This is a genomic window from Haemophilus sp. Marseille-P9675 (assembly GCF_916862695.1).
Lineage (GTDB): Bacteria > Pseudomonadota > Gammaproteobacteria > Enterobacterales > Pasteurellaceae > Haemophilus > Haemophilus haemolyticus_K.
This window is the reverse complement of the sequence record NZ_CAKASP010000001.1, coordinates 359,901-375,855: the sequence shown is the minus strand read 5'-3', so window position 1 is coordinate 375,855 and position 15,955 is coordinate 359,901. Positions and strand designations below refer to the sequence as shown.

Below are 15,955 nucleotides of genomic sequence, written 5' to 3'. Positions count from 1 at the left end.
TATGTGGAATCCTTTTAGACGAAAAGAGCAACGTAGCGAGCTAACCACAATCGAAGAGCTTTTATCTTACATGGGTGTAAACAATACAGGCGCAGGCGAATTTGTTAGTCCACAAACTGCAGAATCGTTACCTGCCGTGATGAATGCCGTTACCGTCATTTCGGAGGCGGTCGCATCAATGCCTTGTTATCTATACGCACTAAAAGAAGATGGCCGAGAAAGAATCTATCGTCATCCTGTTGAATATCTTCTCAATGAAATGCCAAACCGCAGCCAAACACCGTATCAATTCAAAAATACGATGATGCGCCATTGTTTGCTAAATGGTAATGCTTATGCCGTGATTGAGTGGAATAACAAAGGCGAACCAATAAGCCTCACTCCTTACCAACCTAGTGCGGTAAATATCTTCCGTAAAGTAACGGGTGAATATATTTATCAAATCACAGACTTAAACGGGGTAACAAAAAACTATCTTCAAGATGAGATTTTACATTTACGCCATAGTTCTGTTGATGGATTTATGGGGCGTTCTCCGATAACAGTTTGTCGTGAAACGGTGGGATTAGGTTTAGCTCAGCAACGCCATGGTGCAGCCATTATGAAAAACGGATTGATGGCAAGCGGGCTTATTTCAACAGCAGAATGGTTAGATGATGCAAAAGCACAAAAAGCCGTAAAAGCCCTTGAACGTTACAAGGGCGCAAAGAACGCAGGGAAAACCCCAATCCTTGAAGGCTCAATGGAATATAAGCAGTTAGGCATGACAAACCAAGATGCGGAATGGTTAGCAAGCCGTACGTTTACAATTTCCGATATTGCCAGAATCTACAACATTAGCCCGATTTTCCTTCAAGACTATTCCAATAGCAGTTATTCAAACTTTAGTGAAGCCAGTCGAGCCTTTTTATCGCAGACCTTGCGCCCATGGCTAACCAATTTTGAACAGCAGCTAAAAGATGCCTTGATGATTGATTTAGGTAGCAACAGCAAGAAACGTTACTTAATCGAATTTGATACAAGCGACTTATTGCGCACAAGTCAAAGCGAGCGTTTCAAGAGTTACGATGTGGCGATTAAAGCCGGTGTAATGTGTCCGAATGAAGTGCGCCGACGTGAAGGCTTACCGCCTTATGCTGGTGGAGAAGAATTTAGCCAAGCATGGAAACAAACCGTAGAAGTAAAACGCGGTGATGAACAAGAACCGGGGGCAAGCGATGGCAATCATGATTAAGGCCGGAAAGTATAACAAGGTGATTAGCCTACAAAAGCAAGTGAACGAACAGAACGACTACGGCGGTATTGTGAGTAAATGGAAAACCGTTGCCAATATCCGGGCGGCGGTTGAACCATTACAAGGTAGAGAGTTCTTCTCCGGTGCGGTGCCATTAAATGAAAATACGGTGCGCATTCGCATACGTTACGGAACTAATGTTGATAACACTATGCGCGTGAAATATGGGAACCGTTCGCTAGAGATAATGAACATTATTGATAGTAAAGAAGCGCACAAAGAACTGCAGCTTATCTGTAAGGAGTTGACCGGCAATGGCGGAAATTAATTTAACGATTGATGAAATCAAAGCGCACTTAAATCTTGATCATGATTTAGATGATGAGTTACTGGAAGCCTATAAGGTGGCTGCATTGGAAGTATGCCAAAAACATATTGGCAAAACCTTTGGGGAAGAAGAAACGGAAAAGACCATACCTTTTACCCCGGCGATTAAGATTGGTTGCTTAATGTATATCGCCTATCTCTACACGAACCGAGAAGCCGTCACAGACTTAGCCAACCTTAAACCGGCACCTATGACGATTTCCGCATTGTGGGAAGTGTATAGAGAACCATGCGCTTACTAAGGATTTAGTAACCGATGCCATACCAACCATTAAGACGTTGTAGCTATCCCGGATGTAGAAACAAAGTAAAGTCCGGTAGATGCGAGGAGCACAAACCCAAGGACACCCGCCCAAGCAGTAGCGCACGCGGTTACGACCACAAGTGGAGCAAATACCGCGAGCAATACTTAAAGCATCATCCCCTTTGTGTAATGTGCTTAGAGCAAGGCAAATATACTCCGGCAACAGTGATAGACCATATTAAGCCGGTAGAGAACAGACAATCCGACCCGTTGTTTTGGGTAGCAAGCAATCATCAGCCTTTATGTCGTGATTGTCACAGCTATAAAACACGAGTGATAGACCAACGCGGATTTGGTGCGAAAAAGTGAACAGTGGTGATATGACCATAACTGAACAATGATTGACCGGGTGGGGGCAATTTCAAAAAGAAAGTGGCAACCCTTCGGAACCGCCCCCCTATACAAATTTTTACGCAAGGTAATTTTTTTGAAAATAAGGAAATACAATGACAACAAAAAACAAGAAAAAAACGCATAATCCACCTAGTTTTTTAGATCCAATCGCTAAAGCAATATGGAAAGAACGAATTCCACAACTTCTTGAACGTGGTGATATTCAAGATGCGGACTTAATTCACCTTGAATTATATTGTGTTAATTACTCTCTTTTCCGTGCTGCAGTTGAGGATATTCATAAAAACGGCTTTTCAATAGTAAATAGCCAAGGCACGCAATCAAGAAACCCCGCACTGTCAGCTAAAGCTGATGCAGAAAAAGTGATGGTGAAAATGTCCTCATTGTTAGGCTTTGATCCAGTTAGCCGTAGAAAAAATCCTGTTGAAGTTGATTCAACCGATATGATTGATGAAATCCTCACAATGTAGGCTAAATATGGCAATCTGGCACGCATACGCAGAGAGAATTCAATCAGGTGAAATAGTGGCTTGTAAGAAGATAAAACAAGCCGTAGCGCGTTATTTTAACGATTTAAACAACCCCGATTATTTCTTTGATCAAAGTGCGGTAGAAAAATTTATCGCTTTCTCGAAACTATGCCCACACGTTAAAGGACACTTACGCGGTGAGCCAATTATTCTTTCAGATTGGCAAGTTTTCCTCTTTGCCAACATTCTGGGCTTTAAACGAAAAGATACAGGATTAAGAAAATATCGCTCTGCTTACGTTCAAGTGGCAAGAAAAAACGCTAAATCAACGGTAGCAGCCGTTTTAGCCAATTGGTTTTTGGTGATGGAAGGCGGCCAACAAGATATATACACGGCAGCCGTGAGCCGAGACCAAGCCCGAATCGTTTTTGATGATGCGCGTCAAATGTGCTTACTTTCGCCTTTACTGAAAAAACGGCTCAATATTCAACAGCACAAACTCATCAACCCTAAGAACAACAGTATCATGCGACCGCTTGCCGCCAAATCTTCAACCATTGAAGGCACAAACCCTAGTTTAGCGATTGTTGATGAATATCACCTACACACAGATAACAGCGTATATAGCGCGTTAGAGCTAGGACAAGGCGCACGCCCAGAAGGTTTGCTCTTTGCCATTACAACGGCTGGCAGTAACGTGATTTCGGCCTGTAAACAGCATTATGATTATTGCGCTCAAATCCTTGAAGGTAACGAACAAAACGACAGCTTGTTCGTATTGATTTTTGAACTAGACGAAGAAAACGAAATCGACAAACAAGAGAACTGGATAAAAGCCAATCCCAATATTGGTAAATCCATTCCTTACCTTGATTTTGAGAACACGATTAAAAAAGCGAGAGGAATTCCTTCCGAATGGGTGGAAATGCTTACCAAGCGATTTAATGTATGGTGCCAAGGCACAACCCCGTGGCTAGGCGAAGGAAACTGGACGCAATGCGAACGGCAGTACACCGAAAGCGATTTACTTCACCAAGATTGCTATTTAGGGCTGGATTTATCTAGCACCAATGACTTAACCAGCCTTTGCTATACCTTTCCACAAGGGAAGAAAGTGCGGTTAGTTACTCGGCATTATATCCCCGAATTTCAACTTAATAACGTAGCAAATAAAAACCGCGCAATGTATCGAAACTGGGTGCGCAGTGGGTGGCTAATAGCAACGGAAGGGGATTGTATCGACTACGACAAAATCAGAGATGATATTCTGAAAGATGCTGAACGTTTCAATATCAAAATGACAGGCTTTGATGTATGGAACGCCACTCACCTACGCACACAATTACAAGCGGCTGGGCTTGAAGTAGAGCCATTCCCGCAAACATACCAACGATTTAGCCCGGTGGCGAAAAGTGCGGAAGTTTTAATAAACAGACTGATGATAGAACACAACGGCGATCCAGTGCTTGCGTGGGCTTTATCAAATGTAGTTATGGAAACAGATGCGAACGCCAATATTAAACCGAACAAGAAGAAAGCCGCAAACAAAATAGACCCAGCAATAGCGTTTCTTATGTCTTTCGGCACTTATCAACTTGAATATGGCGATTTAATTTTTGAGCTTTCAGATGAACACAAACAGGCACTAGAGCAATTTAATGGATTAGATATATGAGATGTAAAGAAGCAAAACAGAACTTACTATTAACCGCGGTAAAACACTATAAAAATCAACCGAACTTTTCACATTTGTTAGTCTATATGATGACGATGAACCTTATCCAATAGAAGAAGTTATTTATGCTTTAAGGTGTAAATGTGATGAAGCAAAACGAGAAATAGACAGCCGACCAAACAGCCCTAATATGGAAGTATTAGAAATAATTTACCATATCGCACACAAAAATCTTGAAGATATGAAGAAGGCCAAAAGTCGAATAGAGCAAAAAGCATAAAAATGAACCCCCGCATCTCACAACGTGGGGGTTTTTATATCAATATATCCATCACTACCATTTTACTAAATTGGCTCACGCCAATATAGCCATTTAATTATACTGCAAAGCAATTAGTGCCGAAATATCCGTAGCTTAACGCATCTAAACTTTGATAAAATAGAGCAAGAAACAAACAGAACGACAAGGGGGAAAGAATGATTAAATCCGTTTTATCCGCATTTGGTTCATTTGTATTTTCTGCTTTAGATTTTTTGTTATTTTTAGCCATATTGCTTTTTGTTGGCTTGTTAGTTTTCATCTTTTGGCCAATATTAAAATGGCCTTTACTGGCTTTTCTAATAGGTGCTATCGCCTTCTTTTGTTATCTAATATACAAGATAAAAGAGAAACCCAAACCGCTAGAACAAGACGAAATATTATCCAGCTGGGCAGAACAGGAATTACAACGCCCTATCATTCAACGGATTTTACAAAAACAAGAGGAAAATAAACCGTTCATTAGCGGAACAATAACGCATATTGGAAATGACGGAAAAGAAACTCGATTAGGCAATATCACTATAAATATAAAAAACAGGGAATAATATGGAAAATAAGGAATATCTACTAAGTTTTTTTGTAATAGACAATAATGGGAATGAAATTGATAGCAACATTATATCCATAGAAGCATTAGATGAAAGAGACGCTAGAACTAAATCTATGATATTTCTACAAAAAAGATATAAAGGAAATCGATGGGAAATAGAATCTATTACATTAGCTGAATAACCAAATAAAGCGCATCTAGGCTGATCCCCGAAAGCAAGAAACCTTATCTTGTTGATGCGCTCCTACCAATAAGGACGAATGCGAAAGGGGCGTTTATGGGATTGTTACCACTAGATTTTTACTCTTTAACTCAAGCTGTTGATTTTATTAATCAAAAAACAAATTCAACAATAAAAGAAAATCTATTGTATTCCTATGCTATGGAAGGAAAGATTAGATTTTTATTGAATATTGAAATAAAAGATAATCAGTTGATTAAGATAGGGCGGAATGATACTGAAGGATTTTTTATTTCTGATGATTCTGAAATTTATTTTAAAGAACGATCCATAGAGTGCGAAGATAAAATCGGTTTACATTTAAAAGATTGCTCATCCTCTCTTAGTATTGTTCATAATAATGAAATAACTCTTGATGGAGATGATTTATACTTATCTTTCAATAAAGCAACAATAACAGAATATAAAGGATATATTATTTTACATCCTGAGTTATTAGATCTATTTTGTAATAAGTCTTTACCACAGGACGGAGTGAAAAATACAAATTATTTATTATTAGATGAATTTAATGTCCAAACACCTTTTGAAGCTGATATTTTCACTTCTTTTAATTTTAGAATGGAATATCCAAAATATAATGAAGATGAAAGGTTATATATAAAACATACTTTCAGAGTTAATTTTAGTGATATAAAAATCAGTTATGATGATTTAATAAAACTATTTCCTTCTGAAAATGCGTGGAGAGAACAAGCGAATTTAAAACAAGAAATAGCCAAATTAAAAACAGAGATACTAGATAAAGAAGCAGAAAATAAGCAGTTAAAGCAGCAGATAAGCGAGCAAAACAGCCCTATTCTATTAGGCGTACACCGCAATGATGATTTATTAAAGATTGCCATTGAAGTTCGCAATAAATACTGGGCGGATTATCCCGAAAATGTAAAATCTAACTTACAAATAAGAGATTACATTATACGAGATTATTGCGTGGCAAAAACCACCGCAGAAGAAATAGAAAAAATCGCTTGCCCTATCAACAGAAAGAAAAATTAGATTTTCCATAACCCATTGATTTTATTATATCCTCCCTATATAGGGGGGATATTTTTTTATAACCCTTCTATATCTCCCCTATATCCTGCTAGTGCTTTAATGCCTCTCGTTCGAACAACTCAACGGAATAAAACATTATTCTGCATATTAACAAATTTAAGAGGCTAATCATTATGAGTACAGCACAAGCTAAACCAAAAAAACTCATTTCTGGCAAAGAAGTTACCGATATTGTTGGCTTTGGTCGCACTAAATTAAATCTGCTAGTCAATGCGAAACAATTCCCACAGCCGATCCGCTTTTCACAAAACTTTGTCCGTTGGGATTTAGAAGAAGTGAATACATGGATTGAAGAACAAAAAGCCTCACGCGCTTAAGGTGGTGGAAAATGAACGAAGCAAGAAAACCAACACAATTCTTAAAAGTGTTACACCGCTTAATTCTCTCCAGTATTAGCGGAATTGATGGTTACGCAATGGGGATGACTTCAGCACGTAATTATATAAGTGAGCTAGAGCGAGAATATTTAAGCGAAAAATTAAAGCGTACACCAGAAAAGACCTCGGATGGAGCTGGTCAATATTACCGTTATGAAGTTGCAAATGCTAAACAATTAAAAGAGGTGATTGCAATTTACAAAGTTAAAGGGGGCGTGCTTTTGTCGGTTGAAGAAAAACGAGCCTATTCACGTTTTGAATAGGAAAGAAAAACGCCGCAAGGTCATCCAATGCGGCGTTTAAACCTTCCAAAGGTAATTTTTATCAATACGTTAAGGTCATTTAAAAATATGGAAATAATCACCATGAATCTAAATCATAAATATTTTAATCAATATGAAATATTTTTCAAGTTGTTTTTGATTGAAGTCGCTTTACAAACCACAGTTAATTTTGGCATCATGAACACGCAATCAGAAAAAGTGATTGCCAGCCGTGGAAAGCTGAACTATTTACATATGGCGAACAATAGCACGCCTTTTAACCGTGCTTTTTTTGTTCGTGACATTCGCACACCTAAAGAATATGCGGATTTTGTTTTCAATCTAAATCCGAGCATTCTCTCAATGGTAGAGCGTAATGAGCAGTCTTTGACTGGCTGTCTTCCATATGTGGCAGTTTTCCACCTTGTTACGTTCTACCGCCCGACCGTGGAAAGTCTAGCGGTAGTTCCTGAAAACAAACATATGGAACTTACGCAAATGCATCAATTCATTTTCGCGCTTATTCGCGCACCTCAAATCAAAATCAGACTTCTTGCCGATAATGAACAACAAGCACGCTCACGTTTTACCGATGGCGACACCTTGTTATTCGTTGGCAAAATTAACCAAAACCCACTCAAAAACAACCGCGCTTTAGCGGTACTTCCTACCCTTTCTGTATCTGCTGAAATGGAGGTGGCACATGGCTAATCAAATTCCTACACATTGCGCTATTCCAATGCCCCAGGTTGGCAAACTTCATAGTTCTATCAGTAAAGCGAAAGCAATTTTGGCATTAATTCGGAACGATGGCGGGGACATGGATTTAGACGGCTTTTTTACAAGCGAAGAAATTATCCAAACCGCCTTGTCTGCGATTAATGATTATTTAGAGCAAGCGGAGCAATCCTCAACAGTAGATTTTTATTTCACGAAAGGGGAAGAAAATGAGAACTAAAAAAATCAAATCATTCAAAGAGCCATACGTACCGACACCAGACCAGTTAGAGAAAGCCTGTAAACGTATTAAACAATTCTTAGCCTTCGCTGAAGATTATTTACATACAGGACACTATAAAGGACTAGCAGCATCAATCGAGCAAATTAAGAAAGCAGCAACAATTAGAAAGGCGGCAAGAAATGAAACCAAATAACCCTATGGAACAGCTAAAACAATGGAAAGCGGCGAGTGATAAAAATTTAGTAAGCAGTGGCGAAAAACGCCACCAGTTACAAAAAGCGCCACCTGTGGCGAAAGGTGCCACTGGTAATGAAGAGCAGAAAACTGAAAAAAGAAAAGGTAAGCTGTTTTTTAATCCATTGGCTTTGAAGTATTCCCAAATTTCACGTCAATTCCAACTAATACAGGATAGCAACAAACGATGTCTTGAAGTTTATCCAGGTGATTTTCATCACAAGATCAAGTTTCGTGATGAAATAGTGGATTTAATGAATAAATTGGCTGGTGGTGGAAATTTGCTTAACGCATTGGCCAAAGACGGCAATCTATCCCGAGAAGATACGGCCAAATTGAAATATTTCAATCAAGCTAATAAATATCTGCTCTATAAGTTTAGCGAGGTGGTGGAACAAATAGGCGCTTTAAACTCTGAACGAGCTGAACAACAAAGGGGGAGTAAGTAAGATGAATATGAATGAAAAATTAGACTACTCAAATTTAAATGCAGTCGAATTGAAAGCGATCGCAATGAGTTATCGAAATATGCTTGAAAATAAAGGTGAAACCTTTCATTCGTCTTTACCTTATTTAAGTGGAGCAATAGAAGTATTAGCTGAGGAATTAGCTGATTGCCCAGCAATGAATATTGATGAATTAAAGATTCTTCATGATGAACTCTTAATGGTCAATAAGCATTTATTACAAATGGCACCGAAACCACCTTCATCTAATCCAGAAGAAATAGTAGCAACTTTAACTAATGATGAGATTATTGATGGATTGCTGAAAAATAGCATAGCGCTCTCTTTAGTTAAAACCTTTAAATACTTTCAAGAGGTGATTGCTGACCGTATCAATGTTATTGAAAACGGAGTGATTAAAGGGGTGAATAATGGCACGATTAATTAATGCACCGCACCTTGCGGATCAAATTCATGAACCTTACTCTGATATTTTTATTCTTGCTGGGCGTAAAGCCTGGCAAGCATGGGATAATGGAAAGGGTGAAGAATGGCTCTTGTTATGTTCTTTAATTCACGGATTAGACAGCACTATAAAACCAGTTATTCTTGCTGAAAAACAATTAGAGAATATCTCTTCTATCCGCATAGTAAAAGAAGATCAACGATCAGTAAAACTTGTTCAATATGGTGAACTAGCACAAGCTGAAATAACGGCTATTTGTCAAAACTTAGCTAAAACCTCTGATGCAATAGATGTCAAACTTCTTGATGCTGCAGCGCAGACTAAAGAAGATTTAAGTGCTTATATTCAACTCTTACGCAATGATAAAGATACTGCAGACTTCGCAGAGAAAATAGTACCGCCAGAGAAATTAAAAGAAAAAGACGGAACGAACAAAAAATCACGAGCCTTTCAAAAGTGGTTAAATTTAGATATGGCACTACAGCGTGGCTGCAGAGAAATCTATGCTTATGATGGTAAAACGTGGAATAAACAAGAAAATGATGATTTGGAAGAGAAAGCAGTTAAATTTCTTGATGAAAATGAATTTAACTACAGCGATTCTACAATTGATCGGTTAATCAAGACATTAAAAGCACAACTACCAAGAATGGGAGAAATGTCTAACGATTTGATAGCTTTTGAGAATGGTGTGTTAAATCGCAATACAATGGAATTTGAATCGCATAATCGGCAAAACTGGCTAACCTCTTGTATTCCTCATAAGTATGATAAACAGGCCACAGATACACCGCACTTTGATAAATGGTTGAGCTTTGTATCTGATGGAAACAAAGAGAAAGCAAGAAATATTCTAGCCGTTTTATATGCGATCTTAACCAATCGTTACAACTGGCAAATGTTCTTTGAAATTACAGGAAAAGGGGGAAGTGGGAAATCTGTGTTTGCCAGTATCGCCACTTTATTGGCTGGTGTAAAAAACACTGCATCAAGTAACTTAGAAAAGTTTGATGATGAACGCGGACTATCTGGACTTGAAAATAAAACGCTGATTTTATGCCCTGAACAATCAAAATATGCTGGAGACGGCAGCGGTTTAAAATCTATCACTGGCGGGGATACTGTAAGGGTGAGATATAATTATCAAGATCCATTTGATGTAAAAATCACGGCCCTAGTTATGCTGATAAATAATAGGCCTTGTTCATTTACAGAGCGTTCTGGTGGAGTTGATCGAAGACGCGTTATTTTTGACTTCAAAAAGATAGTGCCAGAAGATGAACGCGATCCGCATTTTATGGATAAAATCACTCTAGAAGTAGGCGGAATTATTCGCAAGGTGTTTGATTCATTCCCTGATCCAAATGATGCAAAAAAGGCTTTAAAAGCACAAATGGAAAGCCAGGAGGCGTTAGAAGTAAAAAAACTATCTGATCCACTTACAGACTTCTTTGGTTATTTCTACACGACAGAACAAACAGATGGGCTTTTTATTGGTGTTACAAACATGGGATTAGACAAAATAAGAACGCACCTTTACCCAGCATATTTAGCCTATACAAAGGCGATGAATATCGCTGAATTAGGGCTGAACAATTTTGTAATTGGGGTTGAGCAAGCCTTAAAACAGAATGGTAATAAACATGATTTCATGAAGAGACATACCAAAACTGGACGCAGGACAAATATCCATTTTAAGGATTTTGATAGTTTTCGAAATGAAATGCTTAGTTAAAAATAGCGGGTTAAATCCCGCTTTTTTATTGAGTGTTCACCTTTTGGTGAAGACTTGGTGAAGAGTTAAATGGGCAGCCTTCACCACTTAACGCATTGATTTATAAATAAAAAACACTAAAGGTGAAGAGGTGAAGACTAAAACCTATAAAAAACTTTTTTAATATACTAATTATAAATTTAAGTTCATTCCGCAAGATTCACAATAATCACTCCATAACTGCATCACTGGTCGGCGAAGTTCCACATAATCATAACGGTTATATGCTTGGCTTGTTTTATCTCCGACACGATGAGCGAGACAACTTTCGGCAAGACGAAAATCAACAGCCTGATTCTCCAAAAATGTTCTAGCTATCGATCTCAATCCGTGTGAATCTTGAATCCCTTTATAACCTATCTTTCTCAATGCATTAGCTATTAGTTCTTTACTAGCGGAATGATTGGGCTTGCTATAATGAGAAAAAACAAATTTATTATCTCCAGTAAGAGGCTTTAACTCTTCCAAAATTTTTAACATTAAAGAAGAAAGCGGAACAGTATGAGGAAATTGCCCCTGTCTTGTTTTTTTCATTTTGATTGCAGGAATAGTCCATAACTTCTTATCAAAATCAATTTCAGACCATTCAACAGAAACAGCCTCGGCTGGACGAACCATTGAAAGCAATTGCCAAAGGAACAGCATCTTAGTTAAATAATCCCTATTTGAGTTTCTAAAATCGTGTAATAGTTTCGGCAATGCCTCTGGCTTAATTGCGGGATGATTCTTTTGTGGCTCTTTGTGATAAGCATCTGCAGCTTTTATACAAGAATTAAAAGGCATTAATCCTAGCGTTACTGCATAATTCAAAATTTGATTAGATAAATTCAACAGTCGATGCAACGTATCATTAAACCCTTTTTCATATAGAGGTTTAACCGTTTTAATCAGTAAAGGAGAGGTGATATCATCAATAGAATAGTTACCAATCTGATTAAAGATATATTTTTCTAGCCTGGCCCAATTCTTTTCCATAGTTAAAGGCTCAACTTCCCTACTTCTCTTTTCCTTCCAAAGCAACGCGACTTTAAAGAAGGTATTTTCATTCTCTCCTCTAGCGATTCTCTCTTGTTCTTTTTCATGTTCTTGAGGATCGATTTTTTGAGCTATCAGAGAAAGCCATTCTTCACGCTTTTGGCGAGCCAATGAAAGAGTTATAGAGGGATAAGTACCAATAGTAAAAGATGTTCTCTTATTTGTGATTGGGTGGTAATAGTTAAAAATCCACGCCTTAGCTCCTGTTGGTTTTATGCGTAAAAAAAGACCTTTACCATCAGTTAAATTGTATTCCTTAGCCTTTGGTTTAGCCTTATCAACTTCAGTATTTGTGAGAGGTTTAGTAACACGAGGCATCACTTTTCCTTAGTTTTAGTAACAAGCTTTTTAAAGTTTAGCATCTTGTTACTAAACTTGTTACTAAAAACAGCGATTAAAGACAATTAGAGACGATTAGATATGAGGGGTTAAAGTGCTACAAACCCTTGTAAAACCTAGATAAAACAAAACCCCGCGATTAGTTTCGCGGGGTTATGAAAGGGTTAGATGGTGCGACTAGCTGGACTCGAACCAGTGACCCCCACCATGTCAAGGTGGTGCTCTAACCAACTGAGCTATAGTCGCACTGCATAAAGTGCTAAGAATTATAAATATTTTTAATCTGAAAACAAGTATTTTTCTTAAAACCCGAGATAACTGGCAAAAAAGTAAACAGTATTGCCTTAAATAACTGGGCCGTTTTTGATTTCCCCAATTTTTAAGCGTATAATGCGCACCGATTTTTCATCTGGCTAATATATAGCCAAGTAAAAATAGTATCTTTAAAATTTTGTAATTATTGACGGAGTAAATAATGTCTAGAAGACTAAGAAGAACGAAGATTGTATGTACTATGGGCCCATCAACTGACCGTGATAACAATCTTGAAAAAATTATCGCAGCGGGCGCAAACGTAGTTCGTATGAACTTCTCTCACGGTACACCTGATGACCACATTGAACGTGCTGAACGTGTACGTTCTATTGCGAAAAAATTAGGTAAAACTGTGGCAATCTTAGGTGATTTACAAGGTCCTAAAATTCGTGTTTCTACCTTTAAAGATGGTAAGATTTTCTTAAACATTGGTGACAAATTCATTCTTGATGCAGAGTTACCAAAAGGTGAAGGCACACAAGAATCTGTTGGTCTAGACTATAAAACCCTTCCACAAGATGTTGTTCCTGGCGACATTCTTTTATTAGATGATGGCCGTGTTCAATTAAAAGTATTATCAACTGATGGGGCGAAAGTTTTCACTGAAGTCACTGTTGGTGGTCCATTATCAAATAATAAAGGTATCAACAAATTAGGCGGTGGCTTATCTGCTGATGCATTAACAGAAAAAGATAAAGCAGACATTATTACCGCTGCACGCATTGGCGTTGATTTCTTAGCTGTTTCTTTCCCTCGTTCAAGTGCTGACCTAAATTATGCGCGTGAACTTGCACAACAAGCTGGTTTAAATGCAAAAATCGTTGCTAAAGTTGAACGTGCAGAGACAGTATCTACTGATGAAGCGATGGACGATATCATTTTAGCATCTGATGTAATCATGGTTGCTCGTGGTGACTTAGGTGTAGAAATCGGCGATCCTGAATTAGTCGGCGTACAGAAAAAATTAATCCGTCGTTCACGTCAATTAAACCGTGCGGTAATTACAGCGACTCAAATGATGGAGTCAATGATTAGCAACCCAATGCCAACTCGTGCTGAAGTAATGGACGTTGCAAACGCAGTATTAGATGGTACTGATGCTGTTATGCTTTCTGCAGAAACAGCAGCTGGTCAATATCCTTCTGAAACAGTAACCGCAATGGCTGGCGTATGTTTAGGGGCGGAAAAAATGCCAAGCATTAACGTTTCTCGTCACCGTATGGACAAACAATTCGAAAATATTGAAGAATCTGTTGCCATGTCTGCAATGTATGCTGCTAATCACATGAAAGGTGTTGCTGCTATCGTTACATTAACAAGCTCAGGCCGTACACCTTTATTAATGTCTCGTATTAGTTCTGGTTTACCAATCTTTGCATTATCTCGTCATCAAGAAACCTTAAATCTTTGTGCGTTATACCGCGGTGTAACTCCTGTTTCCTATGGTGAAGATAGCCGTACTGAAGCTGGTGCAAAAGCTGCACTACAATCATTAAAAGAAAAAGGTTATTTATCTGCAGGCGATTTAGTGCTTTTAACTCAAGGTGGACAAGGTGCGACAGAAACCAACGTATGTCGTACATTAATTGTTGAATAATCAACAATCTAGATACATTAAAATAAAAGAGCGGTGGATTTTCCCACCGTTTTTTATTTCCTTTTTCTACCGCACTTTTCACTTAAACCAAGTAGATATTTGCGGTATCATAGGCGACATTCTAGTATCGAAATAAGTCCTATGGCATCACAACCTCAAATCAAATCTTCTGACAAAAAAACGGCACAAATAAGCATTCCACCGCACTCACTTGAGGCTGAACAAGCCGTATTGGGTGGCATTATGCTGAGCAATCAACATTGGGATGGCATTGCTGAACGTGTGATTGCTGACGATTTTTATACTTTTCAGCATCGCCTAATTTTTACAGAAATGGAACATCTCATGCGTAATCAATCGCCTATTGATTTAATTACGCTAGATCAAGCCTTAAGAAGCCGTGGTGTAAGCGATGAAGTGGGGGGATTTGCCTATCTAGCAGAGCTTTCCAATAATACGCCGAATGCCATTAATATTTTGGCTTATGCGGATATTGTGAGAGAAAAAGCCATATTACGAGAACTTATTTCGGTAGGAAATCGCATTGCTGAAAATAGCTATTCTCCCAAAGGGCAAGACATCAAGTTAATTCTTGATGAGGCTGAGCGTGAAGTCTTTGCGATTGCAGAAAAACGGACGACTTCTAGCGAAGGCCCACAAAATGTGATCAATGTGCTGGAAAGTACTATTGAAAAAATCGATATTTTGAGCAAACTTGAAAATCATTCTGGCGTAACGGGCATTACGACCGGTTTCACTGATCTTGATAAAAAAACGGCAGGTTTACAGCCTTCTGACTTAATTATCGTTGCGGCACGTCCGTCAATGGGTAAAACTACTTTCGCTATGAACCTTTGCGAAAATGCCGCAATGGCAAGTGAAAAACCTGTTTTAGTATTTAGTTTGGAAATGCCAGCAGAACAAATTATGATGCGTATGATCGCATCGCTTGCTCGCGTTGATCAAACTAAAATTCGAACAGGTCAAAATTTAGATGAAATCGAGTGGAATAAAATTGCCAGCGTAGTTGGGATGTTCAAGCAAAAAAATAATCTTTATATTGATGACTCTTCAGGCCTAACGCCTACTGATGTTCGTTCCCGCGCACGCCGAGTTTATCGTGAAAATGGTGGATTAAGTATGATTATGGTGGATTATTTGCAATTAATGCGAGCACCAGCATTTTCAGATAACCGAACACTAGAAATCGCAGAAATTTCTCGCTCCCTCAAGTCGCTAGCCAAAGAATTACAAGTGCCAGTCATCGCCCTTTCTCAGTTAAATCGTACTTTAGAACAACGTGCAGACAAACGCCCTGTAAACTCGGATTTACGTGAATCAGGCTCCATTGAACAAGATGCAGACTTGATTATGTTTATTTATCGTGATGAAGTGTATAACGATAACTCGGAAGATAAAGGTGTTGCAGAAATTATTATTGGTAAGCAGCGTAACGGCCCAATTGGTCGAGTGCGGTTAAAATTTAATGGACAATTCTCACGCTTCGACAATCTCGCCGAACAACGTGAATATCATGATGATTATTAAGGAA

20 protein-coding genes and 1 tRNA gene are annotated in these 15,955 nt (G+C 38.4%); 19 read left to right on the top strand and 2 right to left on the bottom strand.

Going from position 1 to position 15,955, the window contains the following annotated elements; all coding sequences use genetic code 11:
• The first annotated feature begins 1 nt into the window (after position 1).
• The 17 genes from LIX50_RS01765 to LIX50_RS01685 all read left to right on the top strand — a co-directional run bounded on the left by LIX50_RS01765 (position 2) and on the right by LIX50_RS01685 (position 11,078).
• A complete protein-coding gene (locus tag LIX50_RS01765) occupies positions 2-1,234 on the top strand; it encodes a phage portal protein (RefSeq protein WP_048953990.1) in 1,233 nt (410 codons plus the stop codon).
• Positions 1,218-1,562, top strand: coding sequence for a phage head closure protein (locus LIX50_RS01760; RefSeq protein WP_041175043.1), 345 nt, complete (start codon positions 1,218-1,220; stop codon positions 1,560-1,562). The genes LIX50_RS01765 and LIX50_RS01760 overlap by 17 nt, the downstream gene beginning before the upstream one ends.
• Positions 1,549-1,863: a head-tail connector protein gene (locus tag LIX50_RS01755; RefSeq protein WP_048953991.1), complete on the top strand. Its 315-nt coding sequence runs from the start codon at positions 1,549-1,551 to the stop codon at positions 1,861-1,863. Before LIX50_RS01760 ends, LIX50_RS01755 begins: the two co-directional genes overlap by 14 nt.
• Positions 1,864-1,877: 14 nt before the next feature.
• Positions 1,878-2,234, top strand: a complete 357-nt coding sequence (locus tag LIX50_RS01750; protein WP_080351583.1) for an HNH endonuclease signature motif containing protein — start codon at positions 1,878-1,880, stop codon at positions 2,232-2,234.
• A 137-nt stretch (positions 2,235-2,371) separates the two neighbouring features.
• Positions 2,372-2,749 (top strand): phage terminase small subunit P27 family, encoded by a 378-nt coding sequence (locus LIX50_RS01745; protein ID WP_048953992.1) that lies wholly within the window; start codon positions 2,372-2,374, stop codon positions 2,747-2,749.
• Positions 2,750-2,756: 7 nt separating this feature from the next.
• Positions 2,757-4,424: a terminase large subunit gene (locus LIX50_RS01740; protein ID WP_048953993.1), complete on the top strand. Its 1,668-nt coding sequence runs from the start codon at positions 2,757-2,759 to the stop codon at positions 4,422-4,424.
• 477 nt (positions 4,425-4,901) lie between these two features.
• Complete coding sequence (locus LIX50_RS01735) at positions 4,902-5,291, top strand: hypothetical protein (protein WP_048953994.1); 390 nt, start codon at positions 4,902-4,904, stop codon at positions 5,289-5,291.
• A gap of 1 nt (position 5,292) precedes the next feature.
• Positions 5,293-5,478: a hypothetical protein gene (locus tag LIX50_RS01730; protein WP_048953995.1), complete on the top strand. Its 186-nt coding sequence runs from the start codon at positions 5,293-5,295 to the stop codon at positions 5,476-5,478.
• Between the two features lie 95 nt (positions 5,479-5,573).
• Positions 5,574-6,536: a hypothetical protein gene (locus LIX50_RS01725; protein ID WP_048953996.1), complete on the top strand. Its 963-nt coding sequence runs from the start codon at positions 5,574-5,576 to the stop codon at positions 6,534-6,536.
• A 173-nt stretch (positions 6,537-6,709) separates the two neighbouring features.
• The gene (locus LIX50_RS01720) at positions 6,710-6,913 is read left to right on the top strand and encodes a helix-turn-helix transcriptional regulator (protein ID WP_048953997.1); all 204 of its coding nucleotides are present in this window, start codon (positions 6,710-6,712) and stop codon (positions 6,911-6,913) included.
• An 11-nt stretch (positions 6,914-6,924) separates the two neighbouring features.
• Complete coding sequence (locus LIX50_RS01715) at positions 6,925-7,236, top strand: hypothetical protein (protein ID WP_048953998.1); 312 nt, start codon at positions 6,925-6,927, stop codon at positions 7,234-7,236.
• A gap of 27 nt (positions 7,237-7,263) precedes the next feature.
• On the top strand, positions 7,264-7,947 hold the full coding sequence (locus tag LIX50_RS01710; RefSeq protein ID WP_226385853.1) for a host cell division inhibitor Icd-like protein: 684 nt from the start codon (positions 7,264-7,266) through the stop codon (positions 7,945-7,947).
• Positions 7,940-8,194 (top strand): hypothetical protein, encoded by a 255-nt coding sequence (locus tag LIX50_RS01705; protein ID WP_048954000.1) that lies wholly within the window; start codon positions 7,940-7,942, stop codon positions 8,192-8,194. Before LIX50_RS01710 ends, LIX50_RS01705 begins: the two co-directional genes overlap by 8 nt.
• Entirely contained in the window at positions 8,184-8,390 is a 207-nt protein-coding gene (locus tag LIX50_RS01700) for a hypothetical protein (protein WP_048954001.1), read from the top strand. Before LIX50_RS01705 ends, LIX50_RS01700 begins: the two co-directional genes overlap by 11 nt.
• A complete protein-coding gene (locus LIX50_RS01695; protein ID WP_048954002.1) occupies positions 8,377-8,880 on the top strand; it encodes a hypothetical protein in 504 nt (167 codons plus the stop codon). The genes LIX50_RS01700 and LIX50_RS01695 overlap by 14 nt, the downstream gene beginning before the upstream one ends.
• 1 nt (position 8,881) lies before the next feature.
• The gene (locus LIX50_RS01690; protein ID WP_048954003.1) at positions 8,882-9,325 is read left to right on the top strand and encodes a hypothetical protein; all 444 of its coding nucleotides are present in this window, start codon (positions 8,882-8,884) and stop codon (positions 9,323-9,325) included.
• Positions 9,309-11,078, top strand: a complete 1,770-nt coding sequence (locus LIX50_RS01685) for a phage/plasmid primase, P4 family (protein WP_048954004.1) — start codon at positions 9,309-9,311, stop codon at positions 11,076-11,078. Before LIX50_RS01690 ends, LIX50_RS01685 begins: the two co-directional genes overlap by 17 nt.
• Positions 11,079-11,249: 171 nt before the next feature.
• On the opposite strand, the gene LIX50_RS01680 is transcribed toward LIX50_RS01685, so the two are convergent.
• Both LIX50_RS01680 and LIX50_RS01675 read right to left on the bottom strand, forming a co-directional pair.
• A complete protein-coding gene (locus LIX50_RS01680) occupies positions 11,250-12,470 on the bottom strand; it encodes an integrase arm-type DNA-binding domain-containing protein (RefSeq protein ID WP_005633820.1) in 1,221 nt (406 codons plus the stop codon).
• Positions 12,471-12,660: 190 nt separating this feature from the next.
• Positions 12,661-12,737: transfer RNA gene (locus LIX50_RS01675), tRNA-Val, on the bottom strand.
• A gap of 229 nt (positions 12,738-12,966) precedes the next feature.
• Between LIX50_RS01675 and pyk the strand changes: the two genes are divergently transcribed.
• Entirely contained in the window at positions 12,967-14,403 is a 1,437-nt protein-coding gene (gene pyk, locus LIX50_RS01670) for a pyruvate kinase (protein ID WP_048954005.1), read from the top strand.
• Between the two features lie 132 nt (positions 14,404-14,535).
• On the top strand, positions 14,536-15,951 hold the full coding sequence (locus LIX50_RS01665) for a replicative DNA helicase (RefSeq protein ID WP_258182921.1): 1,416 nt from the start codon (positions 14,536-14,538) through the stop codon (positions 15,949-15,951).
• Positions 15,952-15,955: the final 4 nt, after the last annotated feature.